General features: G+C 64.1%; 20 protein-coding genes and 1 pseudogene. 10 read left to right on the top strand and 11 right to left on the bottom strand.

Translation table 11 applies throughout. The features are described 5' to 3' along the window. Positions 1 to 114: 114 nt before the first annotated feature. Complete coding sequence (locus ACFWO8_RS19185; RefSeq protein ID WP_378952623.1) at positions 115 to 1,338, bottom strand: PucR family transcriptional regulator; 1,224 nt, start codon at positions 1,336 to 1,338, stop codon at positions 115 to 117. Between the two features lie 184 nt (positions 1,339 to 1,522). Between ACFWO8_RS19185 and ACFWO8_RS19180 the strand changes: the two genes are divergently transcribed. Then, positions 1,523 to 2,698, top strand: a complete 1,176-nt coding sequence (locus ACFWO8_RS19180) for a PucR family transcriptional regulator (RefSeq protein WP_378952620.1) — start codon at positions 1,523 to 1,525, stop codon at positions 2,696 to 2,698. A gap of 233 nt (positions 2,699 to 2,931) precedes the next feature. On the opposite strand, the gene fadD8 is transcribed toward ACFWO8_RS19180, so the two are convergent. From fadD8 to ACFWO8_RS19160, 4 genes and pseudogenes are all read right to left on the bottom strand, one after another. Further along, positions 2,932 to 4,539, bottom strand: coding sequence for a fatty-acid--CoA ligase FadD8 (fadD8, locus tag ACFWO8_RS19175; protein ID WP_378952617.1), 1,608 nt, complete (start codon positions 4,537 to 4,539; stop codon positions 2,932 to 2,934). Positions 4,540 to 4,682: 143 nt separating this feature from the next. Beyond that, positions 4,683 to 4,760, bottom strand: a pseudogene (locus tag ACFWO8_RS19170) (hypothetical protein); the annotation flags it as partial. A gap of 60 nt (positions 4,761 to 4,820) precedes the next feature. Beyond that, positions 4,821 to 6,320, bottom strand: coding sequence for a phytoene desaturase family protein (locus tag ACFWO8_RS19165; RefSeq protein WP_378952614.1), 1,500 nt, complete (start codon positions 6,318 to 6,320; stop codon positions 4,821 to 4,823). Between the two features lies 1 nt (position 6,321). After that, positions 6,322 to 8,034: a DUF3556 domain-containing protein gene (locus tag ACFWO8_RS19160; RefSeq protein ID WP_378952611.1), complete on the bottom strand. Its 1,713-nt coding sequence runs from the start codon at positions 8,032 to 8,034 to the stop codon at positions 6,322 to 6,324. Between the two features lie 166 nt (positions 8,035 to 8,200). Between ACFWO8_RS19160 and ACFWO8_RS19155 the strand changes: the two genes are divergently transcribed. The 4 genes from ACFWO8_RS19155 (at position 8,201) to ACFWO8_RS19140 (ending at position 11,907) form a co-directional block, all read left to right on the top strand. Then, positions 8,201 to 8,791: a TetR/AcrR family transcriptional regulator gene (locus ACFWO8_RS19155; protein ID WP_378952608.1), complete on the top strand. Its 591-nt coding sequence runs from the start codon at positions 8,201 to 8,203 to the stop codon at positions 8,789 to 8,791. A 1,169-nt stretch (positions 8,792 to 9,960) separates the two neighbouring features. Next, the gene (locus ACFWO8_RS19150; RefSeq protein WP_378952605.1) at positions 9,961 to 10,344 is read left to right on the top strand and encodes a type II toxin-antitoxin system RelE/ParE family toxin; all 384 of its coding nucleotides are present in this window, start codon (positions 9,961 to 9,963) and stop codon (positions 10,342 to 10,344) included. After that, a complete protein-coding gene (locus tag ACFWO8_RS19145; protein ID WP_378952602.1) occupies positions 10,341 to 10,682 on the top strand; it encodes a helix-turn-helix domain-containing protein in 342 nt (113 codons plus the stop codon). The genes ACFWO8_RS19150 and ACFWO8_RS19145 overlap by 4 nt, the downstream gene beginning before the upstream one ends. A 694-nt stretch (positions 10,683 to 11,376) precedes the next feature. Continuing rightward, positions 11,377 to 11,907: a hypothetical protein gene (locus tag ACFWO8_RS19140; protein ID WP_378952599.1), complete on the top strand. Its 531-nt coding sequence runs from the start codon at positions 11,377 to 11,379 to the stop codon at positions 11,905 to 11,907. 193 nt (positions 11,908 to 12,100) lie between these two features. On the opposite strand, the gene ACFWO8_RS19135 is transcribed toward ACFWO8_RS19140, so the two are convergent. Beyond that, positions 12,101 to 12,499 carry a DUF4870 domain-containing protein gene (locus tag ACFWO8_RS19135; RefSeq protein WP_378952596.1) on the bottom strand — a complete coding sequence of 133 codons (399 nt, stop codon included), beginning with the start codon at positions 12,497 to 12,499 and terminating at the stop codon, positions 12,101 to 12,103. A gap of 152 nt (positions 12,500 to 12,651) precedes the next feature. Between ACFWO8_RS19135 and ACFWO8_RS19130 the strand changes: the two genes are divergently transcribed. Continuing rightward, the gene (locus ACFWO8_RS19130) at positions 12,652 to 12,885 is read left to right on the top strand and encodes a DUF433 domain-containing protein (RefSeq protein WP_378952593.1); all 234 of its coding nucleotides are present in this window, start codon (positions 12,652 to 12,654) and stop codon (positions 12,883 to 12,885) included. Between the two features lie 815 nt (positions 12,886 to 13,700). On the opposite strand, the gene ACFWO8_RS19125 is transcribed toward ACFWO8_RS19130, so the two are convergent. Next, a complete protein-coding gene (locus ACFWO8_RS19125; RefSeq protein WP_378952590.1) occupies positions 13,701 to 14,543 on the bottom strand; it encodes a restriction endonuclease in 843 nt (280 codons plus the stop codon). Positions 14,544 to 15,245: 702 nt separating this feature from the next. Between ACFWO8_RS19125 and ACFWO8_RS19120 the strand changes: the two genes are divergently transcribed. Further along, positions 15,246 to 17,678, top strand: coding sequence for a cytochrome P450 (locus ACFWO8_RS19120; protein WP_378952587.1), 2,433 nt, complete (start codon positions 15,246 to 15,248; stop codon positions 17,676 to 17,678). Positions 17,679 to 17,996: 318 nt separating this feature from the next. On the opposite strand, the gene ACFWO8_RS19115 is transcribed toward ACFWO8_RS19120, so the two are convergent. Next, on the bottom strand, positions 17,997 to 18,173 hold the full coding sequence (locus ACFWO8_RS19115) for a hypothetical protein (RefSeq protein ID WP_378952584.1): 177 nt from the start codon (positions 18,171 to 18,173) through the stop codon (positions 17,997 to 17,999). Between the two features lie 268 nt (positions 18,174 to 18,441). Between ACFWO8_RS19115 and ACFWO8_RS19110 the strand changes: the two genes are divergently transcribed. Both ACFWO8_RS19110 and ACFWO8_RS19105 read left to right on the top strand, forming a co-directional pair. Beyond that, positions 18,442 to 19,194 carry a hypothetical protein gene (locus ACFWO8_RS19110; RefSeq protein WP_378952581.1) on the top strand — a complete coding sequence of 251 codons (753 nt, stop codon included), beginning with the start codon at positions 18,442 to 18,444 and terminating at the stop codon, positions 19,192 to 19,194. A 378-nt stretch (positions 19,195 to 19,572) separates the two neighbouring features. Then, positions 19,573 to 19,767 carry a hypothetical protein gene (locus ACFWO8_RS19105; protein WP_378952578.1) on the top strand — a complete coding sequence of 65 codons (195 nt, stop codon included), beginning with the start codon at positions 19,573 to 19,575 and terminating at the stop codon, positions 19,765 to 19,767. Positions 19,768 to 19,894: 127 nt separating this feature from the next. Here the strand turns inward: ACFWO8_RS19105 and ACFWO8_RS19100 are convergent, their stop codons facing one another. The 3 genes from ACFWO8_RS19100 to ACFWO8_RS19090 are packed head-to-tail and all read right to left on the bottom strand — an operon-like array spanning position 19,895 to position 23,549. Next, positions 19,895 to 21,856: a DUF3732 domain-containing protein gene (locus ACFWO8_RS19100; protein WP_378952575.1), complete on the bottom strand. Its 1,962-nt coding sequence runs from the start codon at positions 21,854 to 21,856 to the stop codon at positions 19,895 to 19,897. Further along, entirely contained in the window at positions 21,853 to 22,335 is a 483-nt protein-coding gene (locus tag ACFWO8_RS19095; protein WP_378952572.1) for a three component ABC system middle component, read from the bottom strand. The genes ACFWO8_RS19100 and ACFWO8_RS19095 overlap by 4 nt, the downstream gene beginning before the upstream one ends. Next, positions 22,335 to 23,549, bottom strand: coding sequence for an ABC-three component system protein (locus tag ACFWO8_RS19090; RefSeq protein WP_266298752.1), 1,215 nt, complete (start codon positions 23,547 to 23,549; stop codon positions 22,335 to 22,337). Before ACFWO8_RS19090 ends, ACFWO8_RS19095 begins: the two co-directional genes overlap by 1 nt. Positions 23,550 to 24,235: 686 nt before the next feature. On the opposite strand from ACFWO8_RS19090, the gene ACFWO8_RS19085 reads away from it, so the two are divergent. Beyond that, positions 24,236 to 25,717, top strand: a complete 1,482-nt coding sequence (locus tag ACFWO8_RS19085) for a DUF2130 domain-containing protein (RefSeq protein WP_378952568.1) — start codon at positions 24,236 to 24,238, stop codon at positions 25,715 to 25,717. Positions 25,718 to 25,926 lie beyond the last annotated feature (209 nt).

The following is a 25,926-nucleotide window of genomic DNA, read 5'->3' as shown; positions in this document are numbered from 1 at the left end:
TCCTTGCGCGGCTAGGGCTTCGGGTTCTTCACCATGGACGGCGGAGTTTCGAGCCCCGATTACTCACCGCGGAGCAAGGCTGTCATCGTCGAGATACCTCGGAGCTCAGGATTGTCACCGAGATGCGCGAAGAACGTCGGGATTGTCGGGCCCATGAGTCATGAGCCAATGCCGGACCGCGATCTGCAGAGTCATCTGGCGATCGGGCAGATGCAAGTCCTCGCCGAAGAGCTCGTTGAGTCGGCGGATGCGATGCCGCACCGTCTGGGCATGGACGCCTAGCCGCCGTGCTGCGGCTGGGGCGTTGAATCGACATTCGAGGCAGGCGAGCAGGGTCTCGGCGAGACGGTACGGTTCGGGGCCGTCACCCGTCAACGGAGCCAAGTGTTCGGCGGCCAACTCGGCCACGAGGTTGCCGTTGCGCGAGATCAGCAGGTCGGGGACGTGGTCGAGTGCGCGAACGGGTCCCTCGGATCGAATTCGTCTGTCCCGCACCAGATTCAGTGTGTGCAGCGCCCAGTTCAGCGAGTCTGCGACCCCGCTCGGGTCGACGGTCGGACCGATGGCGCCGATCCGGCCGTGCAGCAGGGTGCGCAGTGCCTCGGCAGTTTCCGGGCTGCCGGGGTCGGTCACGATGAAACATTGCTGCTCGAGGTGCAGGCCGGACACCCAGCTGCTCGGGAGATCGATATCGGATCGTCGATAGGGATCGCGGGTCCACTCGTCGACCGCGACGGCCGCGATAGCTTCCGGCAGTGGCCAATCGGCCGCGGCCGCCGCGGCACGGATGGCGGGTAGGTCCGGGGCCGGGTCGATGAGCAGTTCGAGCAACCGACTGCGCAACCGGGTCCGTTCGCCGCCTGCGCCGACATCGGCGTAGCCCTCACGGAGCGCCGCCATGACTGTGTTCTGGAAGATCAGGACCTGCTGGGCCACCTGCCCGATCGTCGCCGCCGTCACTGCCGGCAAAGTCATCGAGAGTTCGGCGAAGCGCGCGATGGCTACCCCGGTGCCGATCCGGAAAGCCGTCTGTCGCAGCTCGGGGGCGAAGCCCTCCGCCGCATCCGTGCGGCCCACTTCGCGCAGGAACGCTCGCAAGTCGGTCAGCGGAGTCTCGTCGTCTTCGAGCAGGTCGAGAAACTTTGTGTTGCACCACTGGACGATCAACGCGCCGATCTCGTGGTCGCGGCGGCCGAGGGGCCGTAGCTGATCGGCCAGCTGGGTTTCGATCGCTTCGATAGCGGCTAGCGAGACCTCGGCGTTGTGCGCCCGCAACAACGCGATGACCTCGGCGGACTCGGATTCGGTGAGTTCGTGATCGATCAGGTTGTACCGCACTGGGACCTCCGGGACATCCGCACCGGTGAGCTGTGTCGGTCTCGGCTCGGCCGAAAATGTCACGAAGAGGTTACGGACGAGATAGATTGAATACTCAACTTGTCAACTAGTACCGAGATTACCTGTCCGGGCGACGACGCCGTGTGGGAAACCGGACGCGCCGTCGTGATGGTGGGAGGGCGCGATGACCGCACAACTCGACCGACAGCTGCCGGATCTGCTCCGGTCACACACCGCTGACGTGATCGACGAGATCGAGCGGGATTTCCGGCTCCGAGCTCCGGGCATCGCCGACACCTGGGAAGCCGCGACCAGCTGGTCGCTACACGCGATCATCGACGAGACGATCACCGGCTTCCTCGACGAGCTCACCTGCGAACCGCCGATCTGGTCGGCGGCGACCTCGCTCTACCGGCGACTCGGCGCGGAACTGAGCAATCAGGAACGTGATCTGGAACCGCTGCAGACCGCATTGCAGGTCGGCGGGCACGTCGCCTGCCGCAGATTCATCAGTGCCGCCTATCGCCATGGCTGGACAGAGGAGGTCCTCGCCACCCTCACCGACCGCCTTTTCGCGCTGATCGCCACGGCCATGGAGGCTGCCAGCCAGGGGTACCTCCGGCAACAGGGACAGGTGGTGACCGACCGCGACCGGCATCGAATGAGCTTGCGAAATCTACTGATTCGCGATCGGGAGCCCGAACTGGAGGAGATCCACGAGGCGGCGCGAGCAGCGTCGTGGCCGGTTCCGAAACGGATCGCGGTGATGGCTCTCGCCCGAAACGGCGGGCGGTGCCACGCCATCCTGCCCCCCGACGTGTTGGTCGATTGGGAGGCATCGACGCCCTATTTGATCGTGCCCGATCCGGGTCGGCCGCATCTGATCCGGCAGCTCGTCAACCTCACCCGGCCGCGACACGTGGCAATCGGGCCGACCGCGACGGTCACCCAGGGCGCACATTCGCTGCAGTGGGCGAGCTATGCCATCACTCTGATCGAGCGCGGGATTCTCCCCGCCGGTCACGGCCTGCGCTGCGTCGAGCACGCGGCCACGATCTCCGCCTCGATGGCCGAGGATCTGATGGACGCCTCAGCACGGGAACTGCTGGGTCAGCTGGCAGCGTTGCCGCCTCAGCGAGCCCAACCGCTGCTGGAAACACTGTTGGCCTACCTCGAATGCGGCGGCAACGCCCTCGTCGCCGGCGAGCGACTGGGCATCCACAGCCAAACCGTCCGCTATCGGCTGCGCCGTATCACCGAGCTGATGGGCCGACCCATCGACGATCCCGACCGTCGACTCGACCTGATGAGCATCGTGAATTGGCAATGCCGCACCATTGCTTTGACCGAGGCCGCATGACGAGGACTAGGTCATGTCTCCCAATCGGGTTTCCGGTTCTATGCGCTCCCACCGCTTTCCGCGCGTTGAGCAGATCTGACGTCGCAACTGGGTGGCGAGATCACGACGACCCTTCGGGTCGGATTGTCGGCGTGGGGCAAAATGGTGGACGCTAAATCGTGGTGAGTGTTCGCTGGGGCACTCGGCAGCTGCGATCCTTGCGGATGTCGCCGCCGACCGCCGATCAAGCGTGACTAGGCGAGGCCGAGGCGTTCGGCCGCGAGTACTCGAATGACCTTCTTATCGGGTTTGCCGAGGCCGGTGAGCGGCAGCTCGTCAACCAGCAGCACATGCTTGGGGACCTGCACGGAACCCTTGCGTCGCTTGACCGCTGCCTGAATCTCGGCGGTCACGGTCTCCACGGCCGCGGGATCGGCGGCGGTGTCCTTGTCGAGCACGAGCACCGCGGTGACTGCCTCGCCCCAGTGCGGGTCGGGGACGCCCACCACGGCCACGTTGCGCACCCGGGGGTGTTCGGAGACAATGTCTTCCACCTCGCGGGGGAAGACATTGAAGCCGCCGGTGACAACCATGTCCTTGCTGCGCCCGACGATGAACAGGAACCCGTCCTCGTCTTCGCGGGCCAGGTCGCCGGTGCGGAGCCAGCCGTCGTGGAAGGTTTCCGCGGTGACCTCGGGCAGATTCAGGTATCCGCCCGCCAATAACGGTCCGGAGACACAGATTTCGCCGACCTCGCCCGGAGCGACGACATTGTCCTTGTCATCGAGCAGGGCCACCCGGATCGCATTGGACGGGCGACCGCACGAGGTGAGTCGTGCCTCGTCGTGCTCGTCCTTGCCCAAGTAGCTGATGGCCATGGGTGCTTCGGACTGGCCGAAGTACTGGGCGAAGATCGGCCCGAAGCGATCGATGGCTTCCTGCAGGCGATTCGGATCGATCGCGGCCGCACCGTAGTACACGGTTTCGAGCGAGGACAGGTCGCGGGTGTGCGAATCCGGGTGGTCCAGTAGCGCGTACAGCATGGACGGCACCAGCATCGTCGAGTTGATCTTGTGCTCTTCGATCGCCGCGAGCACCTCACCCGGCTCGAAACGCGGCAGTACGATCGCCTGACCGCCGAGCAGCACGACCGGCAGGAAGAACGCCGCGCCCGCGTGCGAGAGTGGGGTGCAGATGAGGAACTTGGGGTTCTTCGGCCACTCCCACTCCGAGAGCTGGATCTGCGTCATGGTCGCCATGGCCTGCGACGTACCGATGACGCCCTTGGGCTTTCCGGTGGTACCGCCGGTATAGGCGATGGAAATGACATCCTCGGGCCGCAATTCGACGGCCTGCACCGGGCGCGGGGAGAACTTATCAGCGGTAGCCAGGAGGTCGATGCCCACATCGGACAGCGCCTCGGGCACCGGGCCGAGCACCAGGACCCGGTTCAGTCCCGGCACCATGTCGACCAGCGCGCGGGCGCGCTCGACGAACGCCGGAACCGGATCGAGGATCAGCGTGGTGATGCCCGCGTCGGCGAGCACATACGCGTGGTCGTCCAGGCCGCCGATGGGGTGCAGCGCGGTCCGGCGGTGACCGGCGATCTGACCAGCACCGATGGTGAACAGTACTTCGGGTCGATTCAGTGCGAGGACGCCGATCGGAGTACCGCACACCACGCCGTGCTCGGCGAAGGCGTCGATATAGCAGCTGATGGCGTCCAGGACGTCACCGCCGGTGAGCACGGCGTCACCGAGGGTCAGCACCGGCTTGTGCTTGTTCCGGCGCAACCCGGCCACCAGTGCGTGCCCGTTGTGCACGGGCATGCGGAGCCGGGTATCGGGATCGATGCTGGTCATTTTGGTTACTCCACTCCGAGGGTAATGGGTTATGCGTTGTAGCCGCGGTAGAGGGTGACGACCACCGCTCCACCGAGACCTAGATTGTGCGCGAGGGCCGTGCGGGCACCCTGGACCTGGCGTTCGCCCGCGAGACCGCGCAGCTACCAAGACAATTCGGTGGCCTGGGCGAGGCCGGTCGCGCCGAGCGGGTGACCCTTGGAGATGAGGCCGCCGGACGGGTTGACGACGACCGAGCCGCCGTAGGTGGTTGCGGATTCGGCGAATGCACCGGACTCACCTCACCGCACAGGCCAAGGGCCTCGTAGGTGATGAGTTCGTTGCGGGTAAATCAGTCGGCGTCCGATCTGCTGCACGTCGATGCCCAGACTTCGCAACGCGCTGGCGGCGGCGCCTGCCCCGCACATGCCGTGCACGCCGGCACCAGGAGGGGTGGAGGCCGAGCACAGGAACATGCCGTCGACCCCGGTCGCGTACGGGTCGAGCCCGAACCCCGGTCGGCCGACCATCTGGAGCGGCGTGTTCGCCCCGCCCCCGATATCGCCTCCGACGTAGTTCAAGTTGTAATTCTCGTACTCCGCCGGCGAGGTGGCATGCACCGCGGCGATCCGGCGGCGGAAACCGGGCGCGTACGCCTCGATCTGGTCCAGCACAACCTCCGTCGCGTCCCCGTCGTAGCCGGACGGGACATGCGCATACGCCCAGACCGGATGGACTCCCTCGACCGATCGGGTCGAATCGGCCAGGTACTGCTGCCCGACGAGCACCAACGGTCGCTCCGGCATCCTGCCCGCGACGACGGCGGCCTCCGCGGCCGCCACCTCGCCAGCGGTGCCACCCAGGTGGACCGTGCCGGCCCGACGCGCGGATTCATTGGTCCACGGGATTCCCTCGCGCACAGCCAGGTCCACCTTGAAGGCGGCCGGGCCGAACTTGTAGGACCGGTATCGGCGTCGGCGTCGGCTGCCTAGCCGCTCACCGAGGATCTCGGCGGCCGCCTGCGGAGTCGTGTCGAACAGCGTCACGTCGGCGGGTGGCAGATCCGCGAACGACCTGACCGGAGTGTTGAACTCGATCGTTCCGCCGCGCTCCCGCAGGAGGGAGACCAGCGCCGAGGTGATTGCCTGCGAACCGCCCTCCGCTACCGGCCAGCCGTGACGATGCCCGGCCGCTATCAACATAACGCCGACCGACGCCGACAGCGGACGGTTCAGCGGCTGAAACAGATGCGCCGCGCACCCCATGAGCAGGGCTCGGGCCTGAGGTGTGCGGAATGCCTTGGCCAGGACGGTAGCCGGGAGTCCGGCCCGGAGTCCGAACCTGGCCAGGGCGACCGGATGCCTGGGCACGCGAAGGAGCGGTCCGAGCACCTCGGGGGCGAGGGTATCGAAGGTGCGCGCGAGGGGCCCGAAGACCCGACGCCAGGCGTCCGCGTCGGCACCCATTCCGGCGGCCGTGCGGTCGACGTCGCCGACCAGCACGCCGGCCGATCCGTCCGCCAGGGGATGGACGAGGTCGATCTCGGGCCACCGCCACCGCAGGCCGTGTTCGGCGAGCGGCAGGGTCGCCAGGTACGGGGAGGCGACCCCGAACGGGTGCACCGCGGAACAGACATCGTGCAGCAATCCGGGCAGCGTCAGTTCACTCGTGCGCGCGCCTCCCCCCGGGTTCTCGGCAGCTTCGAGCACCGTCACCCGCACTCCGTGCCCGGCCAGCCGGACGGCGGCGGCCAGCCCATTGGGGCCGGAACCGACCACGACCGCGGTTCGCGCGTTCGCCATGTCAGCGCGCCCGAGCGTCGCTGGTGACCGTCACCGGCATGTCGTCGGCCCACGGTTGCCGGTTGACCATGTCCGCTACCCGCACCGTGCCCCGCTCGAACTCACCGGTCGCGGCGTCGAGCAACCGGTAGGCCTGGGTCTGCCGGTGGATCGGCTGGGCGTCCAAGACCAGCACCCGCAGTTCACCCGGTTCGAAGGCACACAGGTCCTGGAGCGTCTCGACGAGTTGCTCCGAGTGCAGGTGACCGTCGCCGAAGTTCCAACCGAGCACGACGCCGGCCACCGTCTCGCCGTCGAGTTCGACGTACTCCGGCGCGGGCCGGTCCGCTAGGAGTCGGGGCAGCAAGGCCGCGTGCGCGCGACCGTGGGTGTGGATCGCGCGGAACGCGAAACCGGTGAGCCGCGTGGCCCGGGCCTCGTCCTCACTGCCGTAGACCTTCGCCAACTGGCGGTGCGGCAGCATCGCGAAGCGGATCGTGCCGTCGGCCAGCTTCTGCTCGCCGCTGGGTGAGAGGCACCAGACGGTGGTGTCCCAGTTCCCGGCGTAGTAACGCATCCCGACCAGGAAGGAGATCCGTTCCGGGAACAGGTTGCCCAGGATCATGAGCAGGAAGCTGACCGCCGGAATCAACAGGACCGCGGGATGAGCGAGGTCGTCGAGCCCCAGGGACGCCTTGTCCACGAACACCGTCAGCACGGCGAAGATCATGAAGACGTTCCACTCGAGGGGTGTCCCCATCGGGATCGTCACGATGATGTGCAGGTGGAACAGGATCATCGCGGTCGCGGCGAACGTCGTGAGGGTGCCGCCGCCGGAGAGGATCAGCACGAGCGGGACGACGAATTCGATCGCGGTTCCGCTGTGGGCGAGCAACTTCGAGAGCCCGGACGGGCGCAGGTCATTGGGGTGCGACTTGGTGACGAGATGCTTGACGCGCTTGGTTCGCCACAGCGGGCTGTTCGCCTCCATCGCCTGCACCACCGACGGGAAGTGCACGTTGAGCTTCGAGACCGCCGCACCCCACCAGATGCACAGCAGGACGAACTCGGCGGCCACGAGGGAGTCGGGGAACGGCACGAGGAAGGTCACGGCGATCGCGCCGTAGACCTCCGCTCGGGCTGCCAGGAAGATGGTCCGGTCACGCAGTCCGATGACCGCGAGCAGTCCCAGGACCACGGCCACCGGCTGCCACGGCAGCTGAACCGTCCCGGCGGCGGGTGCGGAGACCAACGCTCCTAGCAGCGCGACGAGCAATGCGGCGTACATGATGATGTCGACGACGCCGCGCCGGTGCCCGGAGGTGAGCGGGACCCGTCCGGGCCACGGCGGCATCCGGACGGTTCCGCGGCGGAACCAGTAGAGAAACGAACCCAGCGGAGGCAGGAAGCGAAGGTTCAGTGGCCCGAATCCGCAGCCAAGGCCGGTGACCTCGAAGAGGATGCACCAGAGCACAACCTTCTGCCACACGACCGGCAGGGTCCACCACTGGCCGATGTCGAGCAGGCCGTCCACGCCGGGTGTGGTCAACGCGAAAAGTGCTGCGCCGAGGATGAATAGCGCGATCTTCACGAGATAGCCGACGTACACCACATCGGGTGTCCCGAAACCTTGCGAGAGGTAGTTCTCCGAGAGGATGCGCATCTGGGTGGGTCGGGGGCTGCGGCGCAACTCGTCCGCATCGATGTCCGGTTCCACCGGTAGCAGGAATCCCATATGTCCTCCGTAGCGCTCACCGTCCCGACGCAACGTTGCCTCGGTCGGCCGACCGGGACGCCGTGCGGCCGGTCATGGTGGACAAGGTAGCGCCTTGTAGACACTTTGGTATAAGTGTCTACAAAAAAAGTTCTCCGAACTTTTCGACGCCTATGATCGAGCGGCCATGAAACCCGACTCCAGCGTCGTGCGCGACCGCATTCTGAACGCCGCCGAACTCTGTCTGGCACGCGACGGGATCCGCCGCACCACCGTGCGCGCCGTGGCCCAGGAAGCCGATGTCAGCCGCGCCTACCTGTACCGGTTCTTCACCGACAAGGCGACACTGCTCTCGGCAGCGCTGATCCGCCGGGGCGCGGACTTCTGGGAGGATGCGGCCGATCGGATCGCGCGACAGGACAGCGTGTCCGGCATGCTGACCGAGGCGGTCGTGCTGTCGAAGCAGAATCCCTTGGGGCCGTTGGCCGTTGAACTGGCCGCCCGGGAACCACACGAGTACGCCGAGATCATGGGCACGTACTCCCAGGACGTGGTCGCGCAGCTGTCCGGCTTCTGGGTGGACCGGCTGCGTGACGCCCAGCGACGCGGACTGGCCCGCGCGGACCTCGACCTGCCCGGGGCAGCGGAATGGCTGGTCCGGATACTCGTCTCCCTGGTAGGGACGCCGGGATCGGCAGTCGACGTGAACGATCGAGAGGCCCTGACGGCCTACCTGCAAACGTTTCTCGGTCCGGTATTCAGCCCATCGTCACGCTGAACACCTACTGCCACCCCACCATCGCGACCGACGAACAGGGACTCCGCCATCTCGCCTGCGCTTCCGGTGGCTCTTGGGGTGCTTGCGCTTCCGCTGGCGCCGGACCGCGGCGGCTTCCGTTAACGCCGCCGGTACCAGTAGGCAGAACTCGATCAGCGAAATGGCATCGATCGGTTCGAACCCGTTCGGCGGCAGATAATCCTGCATACCGCCGGGGCACGTCTGTCAGGGGCGCATCGGCTGCCCGGCGATCATCCGCGACGAAATCAAACAGGGCATTGACATACGAAGTCGCCGCGAGACTCGAGATCCCACCAAAGATGCTGGCTACCTGGCTTACCCCACGTTCCCGGTGATTGCAGTGAGCTCGAGGGCGGCATTGAAGCAGAGCCCACTGACGCCGGCGGGTCCCGAATAGAACCCCGGGAGTGCGGGACCGAATCCGACATAACCGCCGGGGTGGGTGACAACGCCCAATCCCGGCGGTACGACGGCGGTCCCTATCCCCGCTGTCGCGAACACCGCGCTCGTCCAAGCGGGGTCCCTGGCATCGTCGAGGTACAGGGAGCCCTGGACTCCGGGGGCCGGGTCGCCGCTTATCAACACCGGGTTGGCTGACGCGAGCCCCGACGAGACCGCGATCGCTTGCTGCAAAGCCGACGGAAAAACCGGCGGCTCGCCACGCGCTGTTCATGGTTCGACCCCTCCTGATTTCAGCCCACGAGGCTGGCTGCGCACCGTTGGCACATCCCGCCGAACCCTATGGGCGCGTGCGATCTGAAGGGTGGTCCTGAGACCGCCGGGGTTTAGGGATGCAATCTTACCGAGCCGAGGCGGTTTCAACTTTGACTGAAACGGTGACAGATGTTGTTTCCTGTAGCGAGGGTTCGCCCTGGTAAATGCTCCCCCATCTGGACTCGAACCAGCAACCTGCCATTGAATTCTGTTGCACCCCAATGTTTCTCATCGATTCCCAAAAGAACCTATCACTTGCGGATTCGCCATTGAAGGTGTTCCCGTTGTATCCCAACCGATCCCGCTACTTCCCGCTGAATCCGTGTTGTTTCCGTGTTGTAGGTCGAGCGGCGTGTGCTGGACGGCCATGTCGAGTTGGCGTAACCTTCGCCACCCGCTTGCGATATGCTGTTGACGACATATAGCATGAGGTCATGGGTGAACTGTTCACCATCGAGATCGAGCCCGAAGTGCGCGACTGGCTACAAGCACTACCAGCCAAGCACTTCCTCGAGGTCGACGAATACGTCGGCCTCCTCGCCGAACGCGCAGAGACCCTCGGCGAACCCTTCGCTCGATACCTCGGCGACGGAGTCCGCGAGTTACGTCCAACGTTGGACGGCGCCGCGATCCGCATCACCTACTGGCTCGCACCAGGACGTCGCGTCGTCCTGTTGACCGTGTTCCGCAAGACCAAGATGCGCGAAGACATCGAAGTCAAACGAGCGAAACTGGCACAACAAACCTGCCAGGCCGAACACGAACCCGCCCATCAAGAATTCGTCCGCACGATCGAGAGGGGAGAACTGGACCGATGAGCCATACCCGCCGGAAGTCCCTCCGGGAACGTCAACTCACCGAGGGCTACACCGAACCCGCCGACGTTGCCGAGGCCCGCCGTGAGATCCAACTCTCCATGGCACTTGCTCGAGCCGTCTTCGACCGCCGGACTGAACTCGGTCTCACGCAAGCCGAGCTCGGCGAACGTGCGGGCCTGACCCAAGCGAAGATCTCGCGCATCGAAGGCTCCGACACCGTCCCTACCCTGCCACTGCTTGCAAAACTCGCCGATGCCCTCGACGCCACCCTCAACATCGCCCTCGATGCCGACGAAACCCAGGTGAGCTTCACCAGTCACCACACCGACGCCGCCTGAGCCCACCACAGCCACGCTAGGTTCATCGGTCGGTGAGCTCTACCGAGCGAACACCAGGATTGGGGCGCACCCGCGCGGGCGACTGGTCCTTGCCGTGCCGACGGTCATCGCATCCCGATACCCGGGGCTCAGCGAACGGGAGCCGGTGCCGCGGCTGGCGAGTTCTGCAGGCGGCTGCCGATTTCCGGGATCGTGTCGGCATACCCGCCTGCCCGGCGATACTCGCCGAGTAAGCGGGTCGCAGCGTCGTCGTCAGTGGGGGTCAACTTCGGAAGTCCTTCGTGGTGTGTTTGATCTTGCCCTGGTTCACGAGATCTTGTAACTCCTGGGTGAGGCGGGTGTAGGTTCGCGATCGACGACAACGCTGAAACACGCCGGATTCGCTTCTGGCGCATGGATACTGGACGCGAAGGGGCAATCCGTCGGCCCTGTGGTCGACCCGGATAGTCCCGCAGCATCTTCGCGATAGATGTGCTTTGGAGCTACTGCGAGACAACGCCTCTGGCGAAGATCGGCCGTGCTCGACAGCGTGACTCGTCGTCCGAACCCGAGCAGCCTTTGAAAATTGACTCGCCCGCCCCTGCGTGACCTGCCACCCTGAAATACCGCGACCCGCACCCGCGCTGCGCTCGATATCGCCCAACCGACAGGACCTGCTGTGGCCACGACAACCACCGCCGAGCTCGAACAAACAGTGGCTGGCCTGCGCGGACAACGCCTCACCGGCGTCACCTACTACACCCTGCCCGTGCTAATCGACGACGACACCTACCAACCCGAAGAATGGGACTACGGCGACTGGCACGAACCCTGCATGGGCGTTGAACTGGCCACCGACACCGGGCAGCTCTACTCCGCGATCTGGAACAGCAGCTTCACCCAATACCACCTCGAAATCTTTACTCGCCCTATCTCCGAATTCATCCGAATCGCCGAAGACGGCCCGGCTCCAGCACCCATGGCCACCCATCCACGCTGGGCCCCACTGATCGGCGAACCGATCTCCCACGCCGACCTCTGCTGGTTTCGCGACTTCGACCCCGGACTTCACGTCCCAGCCGCAGTCCGAATGACCGTTGGCGCCCACACCATTTGGATCGCTTCGGGCCGGTCAGAACCCGCTGGCACGCCGAGCTTCTACAACCTCACCGACGACATCATGGTCGTCTTCACCGCCGACATCGCCCAACGAAAAGGAATTCCCGAACCCATGACATGCCCATGACGGTGCTCTACATCGCGACCTGCGCCTGCTCGCTGAAACTCCGCTGACACCAAACTCTGCGGACCCGCCTAGCGCGGTCAGGAAGGCCGCCGGTACGGCGTTTCGTGCGGACGTCAACGGCCCGAGATAGCCTCGGGCCGTTGATCTTCGGAGTCTTGCGTCCGGCTGCCGTGCGGGGACTTCGAATACGCCGCTACTTGACCGAACTGGCCAATTTATCGGCATACGGGGCAGTGAATTTTCCGACAATGGGAAGCTCCGCGCGGACACCGCCGCTGTTGTTCGCCTGGACCATGGCCATGATCCAGACAACGACGGCGAAGACCGCGAGTGCGAGTCCGGCGAGGCTGAGGATGATCCCCAGGGCTCCGAGGAGCGAGCCGACGACGCTCAGAACAATATTGAGCACCGAGACCGCCCCGAAGAAGACGACTGACTGCGCGGCATGGAATTTCACATCGGGATCGTTCTTTCCCACAAAGAGGAAGGTGATTCCGGTGAGCCAGCCCAGCGCGTACGACAGGATCGCGCTGGTCTTTTTGTTCAAGCCAGCGGGCTGTGGTTGGTTCGAGGGAAGCTGAGAAGATGTCATGGGGTAAGTGGATGCCAGACTCGCCGCCTACCGATCCCAACTTTCAGCACGAAACCACAGACCGCGGACCAGCCGGAGCCCAGACCGGGCCGCGGCCCCTATCCGCGATGATTGCTGGCAGAGATCTCATCGCCAAGGCTACGGTGATCCCTATGTCCCGCCCCGATCGCATCACCTCTGATCCGCAGATCTGCCATGGTCAGCCGGTAGTGCGCGGCCTTCGGATCCCGGTGCGGAACATCCTGGAGATGATGGCTTCGGGCATGAGCACCGAGGAAATCCTCGACGACTACCCAGACCTGGAATCCGACGACCTGCTTGCCGCGCTGGAGTTCGGTGCTCTCGCAGCAGGCGGATACACCGTCGTCTCTGTCAGTGCAGCGTGACGTTCCTGGTCGACGCGCAACTCCCGGCACGGTTCGGTTCCTGCACGACGCTGGGCACGATGCGTGGCACACAACGCAGTTGCCCACAGGAAACCGCACCGCCGACGACCAGGTAGCCAAGGTCGCCGACACTGAGGAGTGGTCTCCAAGGACGCCGACTTCCGGATCTCACACCAACTACAGGGAGTGGCAACGCGCAATCCAAAACGTGTTGATTCCGTGTTGCCCTTCTCAGAAGACCTTTTACATTGTAGCGATTCCGCAGGACAGAGGCAGTTTCCTCAAGCGTCATCAGACTTGACCCCAAAACCGGGTGTAGGCGGGTCGACTCGCGCAAAAGGCCAGGTGAGAGCGTTGCGCCCTGAGTGGAACACAAAAGAGAGGTCCCAACACATGCGAACATTCGCAGGTCGGAACCTTCTTTTTGAGGTGCTCCCCCATCTGGACTCGAACCAGAAACCTGCCGTTGTTGGTTCAGGACGTTCCCGTGGTCACAGCTGATCACTGGCAGTCACCACGCGCGACCTACCTGTGGTTATAGCGCAACGTAATACATCGGCGTTCACTGTCGATCACGCGCAGTCATCCCGAAGTCTTGGGGTATTTTTGGGATGGGTCAAATGTGCCACGCACCGCTACACTTGCGTGTCCTGCTGAGCATCGTGTTCCTCGTTGGGCGCCAGACGCCCGGATGCATCCGAGCGGTCATGGTTTCACCCCGATTGGCGGGGCGTCTCGCTCTTCTCACGCGGACGACGAACCAAGTCGCCGCCGCCGTGTCGGGACACTCACCCGGCAACCTGCCTGTCGTATGGTCACACCCGCTCCTGCCGTTGTTCAGCTGGTTGATCGACAGCGGTCCCCGATGTAGTTTCCGATGGTTGAGGGGTTCGCGCAGGCCGACCTAGATCCTTAGCGCGGATCTGCAGTGCAACGCTCCGTCGGCGTACAACCTCGCGGAGGTCGTCTGGCTGGGATACGTTCCATAGCCAAATCGAGCAGGCGCATCCAAGCGTACTCAAGGTAGTCAGCACGATTGTGGTGGACGACCACCCGTCGACAGCCAAGCTGCCGAGCAAAAGCAGCAAAGAGGCAGAAACGCCCACTCCCGGCACAAAGGGTGAAATCGGATCCTGACCGGCGTCTGCGGTTACGGCCGGTTGGTCGGCTGGTCGCGCTGGCGATTGGTGGACAGACACATTCCGACCGATGCCTGCGGTTACGGTCGGCGTGTGGCCAACTGCTCGCGTCGGCGATTGTTGGGCGTGCCACGTTGTGTGGGGAACGGCTCGTCTGGTCCTTCCGATCAGGGCTTCGGCGCATGAATTTGCTGCATGATGTCGGCCGGCCGAGTCGTATACGAACAGTGCTGTTCCAAGGTCGTTCGCACATTCGACGGCGGCCTTGGTGAACCCCGCGTAGCTGAAGAAGAGCATCTCCTGGTCATGGTTGAGGCCTCTGGCCCCGTACAGCTTCTGGATGTCAGGGCGACCGGTCGGCTTTTGGTGGAATTTGACCTGCGCGACGGCTTTAGTGGACCAGACGTCGATCCCGCCGTCAGGACCAGGCGGTGTAACCCTCACCTGGTGGTACCCCATGCCCTCCATGATCCTCGCAGCCAATTGCTCCGCATCCTGCGGCGTTGCCACAAGCCTCATCCAGCCTCCCGACATCCCGGTGACGAAGATTATGTCATTCGTGGAGGACTCGGATTCCTACTCTGGATGTGGGAGAGGAGCTTCTCCTTCGGACTCGGAGGAGCCGGAGCTCGGCTTCATCGGCACCTGAGGCGACCTGCGACGGCGGGGCAGCCTAATCGATCTCGCTCTGCGCACGATGGCGCGAATCCGAAGTACCGCAACACAAGTGATTCGTCCGGCCGACGTTGCTGCGCCTGACCAGATCATCCGCGCCACCGTCAACGTCGTGACGGTGGCCGCGATGCGCACGAGAAGCGACACAACCCGTAGCGCGGCCGCGATGTCGTGATATCCGGCCAACGCGACGAGCAGGGCCGCTGCGTTCAGACCGTGCCCGACCAAGCGGGCAGCTTTACGCAGCATCACGCTGCGCCTCCGCGCGATCGTCGAGTCAGAGACGACTTGGGCGGTGCTCCCGTCAACGGGTCGCCGCTGCAGTCTGTCCGAATTGTTCGTTGTCACCGGAACTCCATTCCATCGTGTGAGCTCGAAGTTTGTTGTCACACAACGGATGTTCTCGCACGATTCTGGGCGTGCAGCACGATCGCAGACGCCGTCCTCCATTGCCCTCCACTCCCAGGACGGGGGTCAGTCAGAGCACGTACAGTTACCGACACCCGCAGACAAACACAGACAGATTCCGCACGGCAGGAGAGTCATTTGGCGCAGCTGCCGATGCCCAACATCCCGCAAGGGCCGCTGCGCGACCTCATCGCCGAACTGCATGTCCTGCACGCCAACGCCGCCTGGCCGAGCCTGCGCGCGATGGCCGAGGCCACTGGCGTCGGCAAGGACTCGGTACAGAAGCTATTCGCCACAGTCACCCTGCCTCACCCCGACCACTTGCTCAGGGTCACGGAAAACCTGGCCACAAAGGCCTGTGAGCGTCGTCCTCGCCAAGGAGAGACTGTCGACAAATGGTGCGACCGCATCGATGACTTGTTTCAGGCCGCCGTCCGGAGCGATTGCCTCGGAACATCGACTGGTGCTGATCTCACGGCATTGCCCGCTGGGACGACGATGGGCGCCTCACTGCCTGATCGCGCGACCTCCCGTGCGGTCATGGTCGGAATTTCGTCTTACACCAACCCGAAGCTAGACAATCTGCCCGGAACCTCCGAACAGGTCGCCGAACTTCGTTACCGGCTCACTGACCCCGACAATCCCACCTTCGACCCTGAACGTGTCACCTTTCTGTCCGCGCCGACCCGCGAAGAAGTACTGGCAGCGATCGCCAGCGCCACCAAGAATGCAGAGGACACCGTGCTGTTCTACTTTGCCGGACATGGCCTGGTCTCGCGCCACGGCGAACTTCTGCTGGCAGGCCCCGATACCGACCCCGACGCCGACTACACCGCGATCGCATACGACGAAATTCGTGAACTGGTTGCGGCCAGCAAAGCCCACCGCGCCTTGGTGATCATCGACGCCTGCTACTCCGGCCAAGCCGCCAACACCCTTGGTGCACTCGATGGTCTCAGCCGGATACCCACAAGTCTCGTGCTTACTGCGGCAGGCCCCTACCAAGCCGCACTCCGACACCCCGATGGCCCGATGTTCACCCGTGCCTTGATCGACGTGCTCTTCCGCGGAATCCCCAATGGGCCTGCACTTCTCGACATTCCCGCCATCTATATTGAGCTACGAAACCGTGCCCGTACCGAGAGATTCCCCCTCCCTCGCCTTGCTGGACAAATCGGCAGCCGCCCTCTGGCCATGGTCGTCAACCACCAGGCCCCGGCGGCCAACCGTGCTGGCATTGTCGCCAACCGAAATGCTGTGGCAGCCAACAGAAGCATCCTTGACGCCAAGAGAAGCACAATGGCCGCAGGTTCCGACACCACAACCTCTCACCGCAAGACCGTGACCACGGTTTCGAATCGGGTCGTAATGGATCCGACTGGGCAAGACATTCAGGGTGAGATCGTCGAGATCAGGGCGCACGGTCCCGCCACCAGGGTCGAGTTGCCGGGCGGGGTGCAGGCATGGTCGATCACCGATGCCGCGCTGCTGGAGAAACTGCTCGTCGATCCCCGCGTCTCCAAGGACGCCAGCCGGCACTGGCCCGCGTTCGTCGCCGGTGAGATCCCCCCGGATTGGCCGCTGTACCTGTGGGTTTCGGCGCCGAACATGTTCACCGCCTACGGCACCGATCACCGCAGGCTGCGCAAGCTAGTGGCACCCGCCTTCACCGCGCGGCGCACCGAGGCCATGCGCGAACAGGTCGAGCGCATCACCAACGAACTGCTCGACGAGCTGGCACGGACCCCGGCCGGTCAGACAGTGGACCTGCGCGCGCAGTTCGCCTACCCGCTGCCGATCCAGGTGATCTCGGAACTGATGGGCGTGCCCGAGTCTCTGAACCCAGGTCTGCGCACGTGCGTCGACGGCCTCTTCGACACCACGCTCACCCCGGAGCAGTCACAGGCCAATTACATGGAGATGTATCGGATCCTCGGTGAATTGGTGGCGCTGCGGCGCGAACAGCCAGGTGACGACATCACGAGCCTGCTGATCGTCCAGCGCGACGAGGAGGATGGCCGACTCAGCGAGGAAGAGTTGGTCGGCACGCTGCTGCTGGTGATTTCGGCGGGTCACGAGACCACCGTGAATCTGCTCGACCAGGCGATCACCGCGCTGCTCACCCGGCCCGATGTGCTCGCGGGCGTGCGCGCGGGCACGATCACGTGGCCCTCTCTGGTCGAGGAGACGCTGCGATTCGAATCGCCGGTCGCGCATCTGCCGTTGCGTTTCGCGGTGGACGACATCGATATCGACGGTGTGCAGATTGCCAAGGGCGAGCCGATTCTGGCGAGCTACGCCGGTGCCGCGCGCGATCCGAAGCTGCACGGCGATACCGCCGATGAGTTCGATCCCACGCGGGAGAAGCAGTCGCACATGGCTTTCGGCTACGGGGCACACCACTGCCTCGGCGCGCCGCTGGCCCGCCTCGAGGCGCTGGTGTCGCTGCCTGCTCTGTTCGAACGGTTCGCCGATCTGAAGCTGGCCGCTCCCGTGACCGAACTCGGCACGGTGCCCAGCTTCATCTCCAACGGTCACCGCCACCTGCCGGTCTACATCCACGGCGCGTAGTTCAGTCGCTCGTTGCGCGAGGTCGGCTTGGTCACGTTGACGGTCGGCTGGGGTTTCACCGTGGAAGCGGTAGCGGACGATGTCGGAGTGGTCCGTTGACCGGCCGCGATCCGGGTTGAGATTGCTGCACGGCAGGTCACGCTGTCACCAGATTGTGCACCAGTCCCCCCGCTTTGGCTGTGTGTCTGATTGATTCAGCTCGTCCGAACCCTGTCGTGGTTCCGATGCACTGCGACGGATCGACATTTGCACTGGTCGACACAAGATCTTTTCCGGAATTGGTCTGGCGTCAGCCTGACCGCTGCCGCTCGCTACGGGTTAGGCGCTACGTCGGCCGTGCCAAGCTCGAATCGCGATGGCTGTGGCAGCGCCCACGGCGGCAATAACCGCGGCATCGGCGTTGCCGAACACGACCAGGGCAACCAATGTGGTCAGTATCAGTGTCAGCGCGAGAAGATCGACGGCCGCGCCGGTCCACGACATCGAGACTGGCACAGGGGAACTCTGTGAACCCCTCTTGACGACGCTGGGCTTCGGCTGGACGGCCCGGGGGGAACGGTGTGGCACTGCTACCTCCTATTTTCATACTTTGAGTCTGTTTGTGATGCTGAGTGCCGGATATGCGTTCGGCTGTGGTGATGAAACAAGGTTGGCAGCAACGGTTTTTCCGGGCAAACTCTTCTCAGGTGGTCTGCTGAACTGGTGAGATACCACTGATGTGAAGTAGATGTCAGGTTGAAAAGATATTGCCAAGGGGTCGTCGATGGCGAAGCGCCGTCTCAGGAAGCCGAGTGTTCCCCCGGGTGCCCGGTTGTCGTTCTTCCTGTACTTACAGCGGTTGATAACCGAGTGTGGCGACAAGTCCACCACCGAGCTGGGGCGGATGGCCGGATACTCCCACCAGACCGTGTACAAGGCGCTGACCGGCCCACGGATGCCCGCGCGTGCGATGACCGTGGCGCTTGTCGGTGCACTCGCGTGCCAGTCCGAGGTGGACAAGGTCATGAGGCTGTGGAGCCTCGGTGTTCATGAAGAGCGCAACCTGCACGAAGAACCTGTCATGACCGAGGAGCAGCCCATCCGCGTGAGCAGTCCTCAGTCTGGGCTTCCCCTCCGCCAGCCGGCACGATCCACTAAGTTGGATCGGGCTCGCGCTGCTGCGGCGGCAAAGGGCGGTCCGGGCGGTGAGCCACCTCAGAAGCCCTACGACCACCTCATAGCCAGTCTTCACGGCACGGGTGTGTCTGCCGCCCGCTACAACATGCGTCTGCTACTCGCGCATCGCATTTGGTCGTGCGTGCACAGCGCGGGCGTTACCCCGGAGATGTTTGAATCTGAGTCGACACGCACCGGCCTGCCCGGTTGGATGGCTGCTGAGGCGATGCCAAATCGGCAGCAACTGCTGAACTTCGTCTATGAACTCCGACCGGAGGAGGAAGTACGAGATGCGCTGATGGCTGCATACACCAGCGCAGTTGCCGAACGGGAGGAATTCGGGAGGGCGAATGTTCCGTAGTCGAGCCTGGCCAGAGCCGCTGCTGATCCGGCGAGATAGCCAGTCTTGCGACGGCGCGCCAGTGAGCTGGCACACCTCCTCGAGCGAGAAGGTCTCGAATTCACCGCCCGAGCTCACATCGTTGCTGATGCCGCACCGCCCCTACATTGAAGTGTGCAAGTCGATCTCGTGCCGCTATCCCCGTGCAGGCGTACGTAACGGCCGTCATCTGATGCCAGAAGCGCTGGTCAGATTATATTCACGGTTTGGGTTCGGCGTGAGTAAACCAGGCAATGCCGGGGTATTCAAGGCTGTCGTGCCCGTCCGCGACCGGGGCACAGTCGCCGGCACGACGATCCCGTCCATCAGCTCTGCCAACCTCGGCAAGCTGCTCGTCCCTTGCCCTCGCTGGATGTGCAGAGACGCATCGGTGCCGAGGTGGCTGCCGCCGATGCGGACATCGCTGCGCTGCACAAACAGATGCAGACGGCGGAAGTGGAACGAACCGGCTCGGTGATCGCTCTCTTCGTGAACCCACCCGCATCCCTCTGCGACGGCGACGAAACTGCGGCTGGATCAGAACAGCCGACCTGACCTTTTACAGCGGCAACCGGCACTCGCCGTGACGAATCACCAAGGTTGAGACCTGAAACCGTGTGGCAACGAGACAAGAAGGCGCCGATCACCCGCGACCGTGCGTCCAGATTTTGCTGCGCTACGGTTACCCGTCTTCGTCGTCGATAGGTTCGGTAATCCACTCCGGAGGTACCAGGGCCCGGTTGTTGCTATAGCGCCAACGTTCAATGACGTGGTCACGGAATAGCGGGTCGGCCAAGTCAGCGTGTTCGACGACGATGACCTGAAGGGCGCCTTCGAGGGCTCTGGTGGTGTCGACGATGGCCTTGTAGACGTTCAGCAGGTGGCTGAGGTCGCGGGTGGGCTCGCCGTAGTCGGGCGGGAAATATACCTGGGACGGCTGGTCGAGGATCAGCGTCCGCGGGACGGGGCCGCCGTGCTCGCTGAACCACTCGTGCAGGCTCAGCAGCGTGGCGACGTGGTAGCCGAGGTGGTTCTCGGCGCTTCCCATGTCGGCGAGCCGGACTGGGCCATCATTTGTGTCGGCGACGACGGTCAGCCGGTTGACATCGAGACGGATGGGCGCATCCGAATGGTCGAGTCTCAGCGCGACTGCCTTGGTGCGGATGTTCTGGCTGATCACCGAGAGGTAGCTGGCGAGCCGGTCATCCTGGGTGTCGTCGCTGAGGAGGTTTTCCAGTCCGGCGATCTGCTGCCGAAGGCCTTCGCGGCGATCCTCGACGTGTGGGGCACTGACGAGTTGGGCGGTGGTATCGAGGTAGAGACTGATGCGGCCACGCACATGGGCGGCCCGCTCCACGTCGTCCGTCTCCTGCTGTGGTGACCGCAGCCCCGCGCTGATCTCGTTGATTTCGTCCTGGTTGCGGGCGAGAGCTGCGCGCGATCGCTGCAGTTGCTCTTCTTCCTGTGCCAGCTGCCGTTGCAGGGCAGGTGTATTGCTGCGAATGATCTGAAGGTCGCCGTCGAGGCGTTCGAGGTCGTGCATGAGGGCAGCCACCGTGTCGTTGGCCGAGGCGATCGGGCTCTCGCACACCGGGCAATGACCGGCCTGGGAGGCTTCGCGGTCCACCCGCATCAGTCCAAGGGATGCGAGGCGGGTGCGCTGCTCACGTGCTTCTCCGTCGAAGTCGTCGTTCTCCTCGAGCGAGCGTTTGAGGTCGGAGATGCGCGTCCGGGACTGCACCATCGCACGGCGCAATTGAGCGCGTTGTCCGATGGCATTGGCCAGCGGATCACTATCGCTGATGTCTGCTCTGGGTGAGAGCCGGGCCCTGCTTCTGCCTTCAAGGGCGAAGCGGAGCAGGGCAAAGACTTCCTCGGCGACTGGCTCGTGGTCGTTAGGTGGAATGAGCCCCGCCTCGGCCGCCTCGGTCAGCAGGGCTCGGGCCTGCCCTGCGGCCGGGCTGAGGTTGCGGCCCTGGGCGAGTTTGGCCTCGAGGTCGGAGAGGTCCCGGCGCAGTAGTCGCAACCTGTTGCGCCGCGCGGCCTGTTCGGGGTCGACGGCGCCGAGGAAGTATGGGATCACACCGCGGATGGTGTTCGGACGCCACTCCTCGCCCTGGGAGTGGAATAGCAGATCGGGGTTGGCGACCTCGTTCTGTGCCTGAAAGCAGAAATACAATCCGTGGCGGATCGAGGGTGCGACGGTCTTGGCTTGGCCGACGGCGGGAACCTTGACGGTCCGGTCGATGCCGGAGAAGTCGCTGAGGAGGTCCTTGGCGACCTCGAGAGGCGTCGTGAAGGACAGCTCCTCCAACAAGGGGGGCGGAGTGTTTGGTGCCTGCGACAGGATGCACAGCACCGTGCTGACGGCGGCTCCGCGCTCGGGGGCCCGCCGAGCGACAAAGAGCTGCTGGCCCGGTTTGACCAGGGTGACAGCGTAAGTGCTGACGTACTTACGGACTTCGCCGGCTTTGACGGGATAGTCGGAGCTGGCCAGGCAATAGTCGATGATTGTGAGCAGCGCGCTCTTCCCGCGCCGGGAGTCGCCTGTGACGATGTTGAGCGTGCCGACGTTGAAGGGGACCGTGCGCACCTGTCCGGGCTGCTTGCCGTAGACGGTGACCGCTTGGATCTGAAAGGTCACGCTCGAACTCCGAGTAGGGTCATGACGGTGCTGATGCTGCCGGTGCTGGGCAGCCAGCGCCCGAGTTGTTGGGCGGCCTTCTGAATCGCGGTGTGCTGCTGATGGCCGTATGCAAGGGCCTTTACTGACCGCGGCGGCACCGTCAGCCCGGATCCTTGCAGGCTGAGCACCCCGGTCTGCAGGGAAAACAGCAGCCCCGGCCGTACGACGGTGGCGAGGGCGGTGGCGTTAAGGCCCATTGCTATGCGTACGTCCTCATTCTCATCGAGCCAGCGCATCAGTCCCGTTCCAGTGGTGGCCGGTAGCGCCCCTCGGATGGACGGCTGGAGGGCCATGACCGCAGCGGTCACGGCGACTGGAAGCGGGCACGCGGAGCCGTACTTCTTTTCGTAGCCCTGCACGGCCCGGACGCACACGAGGCCGGTGAAAGCGGGATTGAACAGGGCTCGCTCTTCCCGACTGAGATCAAGATCGGCCATCAGCGGGCTCCGGTCGGTTCCAGCAGTGCTGCCAGGCGGGCGGTAAAGTCTGGGTGCCACCCGACCTGCAGCTCATCCGCGAGCATCTGGTATGACCCCTTGGTGACGAACACCTCGTCGCAGCCGGGACGGATGCGCATCCGGGCGTCGCGGTCGACCCATCTGTAGATCAACCTCGCTTGGCGTTTCATTTCGTCCTCGGTGGCCTCGTCGCCGAGCTCCTCGCGCATCTCCGCGAACTGCGATTCCCACTCCTCCCGGAGTCTGCGCTCGTAGGCGCCGATCTCCCCAGTACGTACCAGGTTCTCGTTGGCCCAACGGGAGCGCTGGGTGAAGGCTCGCATCCAGTCTCGCACCGCGAACCGGATTCTTTCCGCGCCCACGTCGATCAGCCGCAGCTGGTGGACGAAGACCTTGTCGGTGGCATCGAGGGCAGCCAGGTCCATCGCCGTTAGTTCGACGATGTCACGGTCGATAGGCAGGTTCTGTTCACCGATCTGGCTGCGCAGATCGGTGAACAGCTCGTCGAACTCGGCCCCCGTCACCGGATCCGATCCCGGGGTGCTCATCTGGACGGATGCCCGCTGGAAAAACCAACCTTCCAGGCGCTGCAGGAAGGCCTCGGCGAAGCGTCGCTCGACGGCCAGACTCGCGTAGCCCAGCAGATCATTCCTGATCTCGTCCATGCCGGGCGCATCACCAATGACTTCTATGCGGCTGATGAGCTCGGCGCGGCGTTGTTCGTCGACTGCGTCGAATGCTTCGAATGCCTTGGCGAGAGTCTTACTCTCCGACGACTGCCGAGCTTGGATGAGAAGGGCTTCGGCGGCCTGCTCGTCGCGATGCCCGCTGGTCTCGGGCTGCAGGAAGTATCCCGCGCTGCCGTCAGGCAGCTCTGCGGTGGTGACCAGGTAGAAGCTGGTCTCGGCAAGGTCGATCCGTCTCTCGGTGATGGCCTCTGACCAGACCCTGATTGTCTTCCATAGGTCGGTCGACAGGTCCGTCAGCCTCACGTTTTCCGCCCGCTTCTTCAGCTGGGTCAGCTCGGTGCGTGACCCGATGAGGGACTCGACATCGTCCGTCGCCTCAATCGCGACGCTCCACTCGATCCCGCCCCTGGAAAGCTCCACGCACCGCTGCAGAGCCACGCGGAGCTGGTAGAGGTAGCCAAGCGCCGATGCCGATGCCTCGAAGGGATTCACAGGGTTGTTCATCCACCCACCGCCTCCCACTGGTTACCGAGTACAGCGATCATTCCATGGGCTCGCCGAAGCTAGAGCGCCGATTGCCAAACTCTCCGACAGTTGTGTGTGTTGGCAACCCGTCTGTAGTCAGCGGAGCCATCCGTGACCGCGCGCAGGCATCGAATCAGCTTGAGGTGGTGTGGAATTGGGGTCGAAGCATTCTCGCTGCGCGAACCGTACTCCGTTCAACGGCACCGCCGTCGGAGAATCCCACTCCCTCGAGGGCTGCTGCCGGACCGGACTTCCAGGTGGCCGACCTCATCGGCGAGCGTGTGGGCGGCGCGACAGCTACATCGTCGAGTGACTCAATAGTTGCTGGCTTTCCAATCTTTGCTGTGTGCTGTTCGCGCACTCGTAGCGCTAGGGGCGCTGCCTTGCAAGGGAATTCGCACGAGATCGCATGATATTCGGGTGTGTGGTGCCACGTGGCATTCGTCATCGACCCCGTCCGACACAAAACACGCCAGTAGCTGCGTGGTCGCCCCTGGGTGGATCGCCGGTTGGGTGTGTCGGTGCCGTCGTGCAGACTGCCGCCGTTCCAATGATCTGACGAGAGAGAAACAATGGCGCGGCGAAGTAGTCCTGAAGTTGTTGATGGTGCGGTGGCGTGCCCGAAGTGTGGTTGCGACCTTGGGTCCGCGTTGATAGAGCAAGTGATGGCACCACAGATTGCCCAGATCCGGCAGAGTGAGCGTGCTCAGGCGACGTCGGAGAATCAGGCCCTTCTGGTGGCCAAAGACGCCGAGATCGCGCAGCGTGACAAGACGATCAAGCAGGCTGAGGCGTCGATGCAGAAGGTGGAGAAGAGCCTCGGGCAGTTGTCCGCCGAGAAGGTCGGTTTCGAGGTTCGGCTGTCGGAGGCGCGAATCCAGGGCGCGGCCGAAGCCCAGCAGAAGCTGGCGAAACAGACGCAGCAGCGGATTGTTCGGGCGGTCGAGAGCGCCCGTGCGCAAGCAGAGTTGGAGCTGCGATTGCAACATGATGCGCAGATGCAGGACAATGCCGCGATCATCGAGACGTTGAAGGCTGAGCGTCAGAGCCTGCAGAGCGCCGCAGCCGCGACGAGCCGTGAGCGTGCCGAGTTCGAGCGTGTCACAGCCGCGCAGGCGGCGGCACAGAGCGCGGAGCAGATCCGGGCGCTACACGCTGAGCTCGCCGATCAGGCTGCGCAGCGCCAGGTCACGCGCGACGAGCTGGCCAAAGTCAAGGACGCCAACGCCGCGATGCGGTTGGAGAAGGCCGCCATGCGCGCCGAGATCGACGACGAGATCCGTGACCGCGCTGAGAAAATGGCACTCACGACGGTCCAGAAAGCGGTGGTACGCGAGCAGCAGAAGCAGAAGGCCAAGATTGTGGATCTCGAGGGCAAGCTCGCCACAACGATGAACGAGCTGGACAAGGCGCACCAGACCGCGGCGGCTTTCGGGTCGCGACCTCAGCCAGAGGGCATCATCCGGCAGGAATTGTTCGCCGAGGAACTGAAGCGGCGCTACTGCGAGGACGACGTCAGGGTCGTGCCCCGCGGACAGCGCGGCGCGGATGTCGTCCAAACCGTGCGCGAGCACGGCCGCGACTGCGGGGTGATCGTGTGGGAGTGCAAGTGGACCAAGACGTTCAACAAGTCGTGGTTGAGGAAGCTGGCCAGTGACGGGCGCGCCGCAGGCGCGAAGTTCGCCATCCTGGTGACCGAGGCGATGCCACAGGGGATCGAAGGATCGGGCTACCTCGACGGGACGCCCGTGTGCGACTTCGAGCTCGCCCCGCATCTGGCCGGGTCGTTCCGGATGATGGTCATCGCGGCGCGCCGGATCGAACTGGCGAACGTTGCGCGCAGCGGCCGGGCAGAGGCGAGGATGTACAGCTACGTCACCAGCGACGAATTCATGAACTGCCTGGAGATAATCATGAAGCGGGCCAACAAGTTCAGCGGTGATCTCGCCGCATTCCGTAACCAGGTGAACCGTCTATACGCCAACGTTGAGGATGCGAACCGCGACATTATCGACGCGGTTTTCACCATCGCCGGACACATCGAATCGGGTGGTGCGAAACTGTCGGCGCCGTTGCGCGGCGAGCTCACCGCGATGGAACCGATGGCTCTGCCCGCCGGGGACGACGTAGCGACGTTGGCCGCGTAGAACTCTGCGGTGACACATCGAGTTGTGCTGTGGGATCTACGGGACAACTCGATGCCACAACATCTTTGTCGGGATTCCCTCGACCGACTCTTTGCGAGTAACGACAACTAGGTTTGCTGAAAAGTGACCGCGACCGGGGGTACGTGCCTGGCCGCGATCGGAACGCACGGCAGAGCGGTTCGTGCCCTGGTCGTTCCAATCCTCAAGCA

This window comes from Nocardia sp. NPDC058480, from assembly GCF_042720495.1.
Taxonomy (GTDB): domain Bacteria; phylum Actinomycetota; class Actinomycetes; order Mycobacteriales; family Mycobacteriaceae; genus Nocardia.
This window is presented reverse-complemented; position numbering and strand designations above follow the sequence as displayed.

Excerpts from the sequence above, each read along its gene's own strand:
- ACFWO8_RS19095 (WP_378952572.1), bottom strand. The coding sequence starts at position 22,335 with ATGGCCGATCTTGATCTCAGTCGGGAAGAGCGAGCCCTGTTCAATCCC.
- ACFWO8_RS19165 (WP_378952614.1), bottom strand. The coding sequence starts at position 6,320 with ATGGCGAACGCGCGAACCGCGGTCGTGGTCGGTTCCGGCCCCAATGGG.
- ACFWO8_RS19155 (WP_378952608.1), top strand. The coding sequence starts at position 8,201 with ATGAAACCCGACTCCAGCGTCGTGCGCGACCGCATTCTGAACGCCGCC.
- ACFWO8_RS19110 (WP_378952581.1), top strand. The coding sequence starts at position 18,442 with ATGGCGAAGCGCCGTCTCAGGAAGCCGAGTGTTCCCCCGGGTGCCCGG.
- ACFWO8_RS19135 (WP_378952596.1), bottom strand. The coding sequence starts at position 12,499 with ATGACATCTTCTCAGCTTCCCTCGAACCAACCACAGCCCGCTGGCTTG.
- fadD8 (WP_378952617.1), bottom strand. The coding sequence starts at position 4,539 with ATGACCAGCATCGATCCCGATACCCGGCTCCGCATGCCCGTGCACAAC.
- ACFWO8_RS19150 (WP_378952605.1), top strand. The coding sequence starts at position 9,961 with ATGGGTGAACTGTTCACCATCGAGATCGAGCCCGAAGTGCGCGACTGG.
- ACFWO8_RS19125 (WP_378952590.1), bottom strand. The coding sequence starts at position 14,543 with ATGAGGCTTGTGGCAACGCCGCAGGATGCGGAGCAATTGGCTGCGAGG.
- ACFWO8_RS19160 (WP_378952611.1), bottom strand. The coding sequence starts at position 8,034 with ATGGGATTCCTGCTACCGGTGGAACCGGACATCGATGCGGACGAGTTG.
- ACFWO8_RS19130 (WP_378952593.1), top strand. The coding sequence starts at position 12,652 with ATGTCCCGCCCCGATCGCATCACCTCTGATCCGCAGATCTGCCATGGT.
- ACFWO8_RS19180 (WP_378952620.1), top strand. The coding sequence starts at position 1,523 with ATGACCGCACAACTCGACCGACAGCTGCCGGATCTGCTCCGGTCACAC.
- ACFWO8_RS19085 (WP_378952568.1), top strand. The coding sequence starts at position 24,236 with ATGGCACCACAGATTGCCCAGATCCGGCAGAGTGAGCGTGCTCAGGCG.
- ACFWO8_RS19145 (WP_378952602.1), top strand. The coding sequence starts at position 10,341 with ATGAGCCATACCCGCCGGAAGTCCCTCCGGGAACGTCAACTCACCGAG.
- ACFWO8_RS19090 (WP_266298752.1), bottom strand. The coding sequence starts at position 23,549 with ATGAACAACCCTGTGAATCCCTTCGAGGCATCGGCATCGGCGCTTGGC.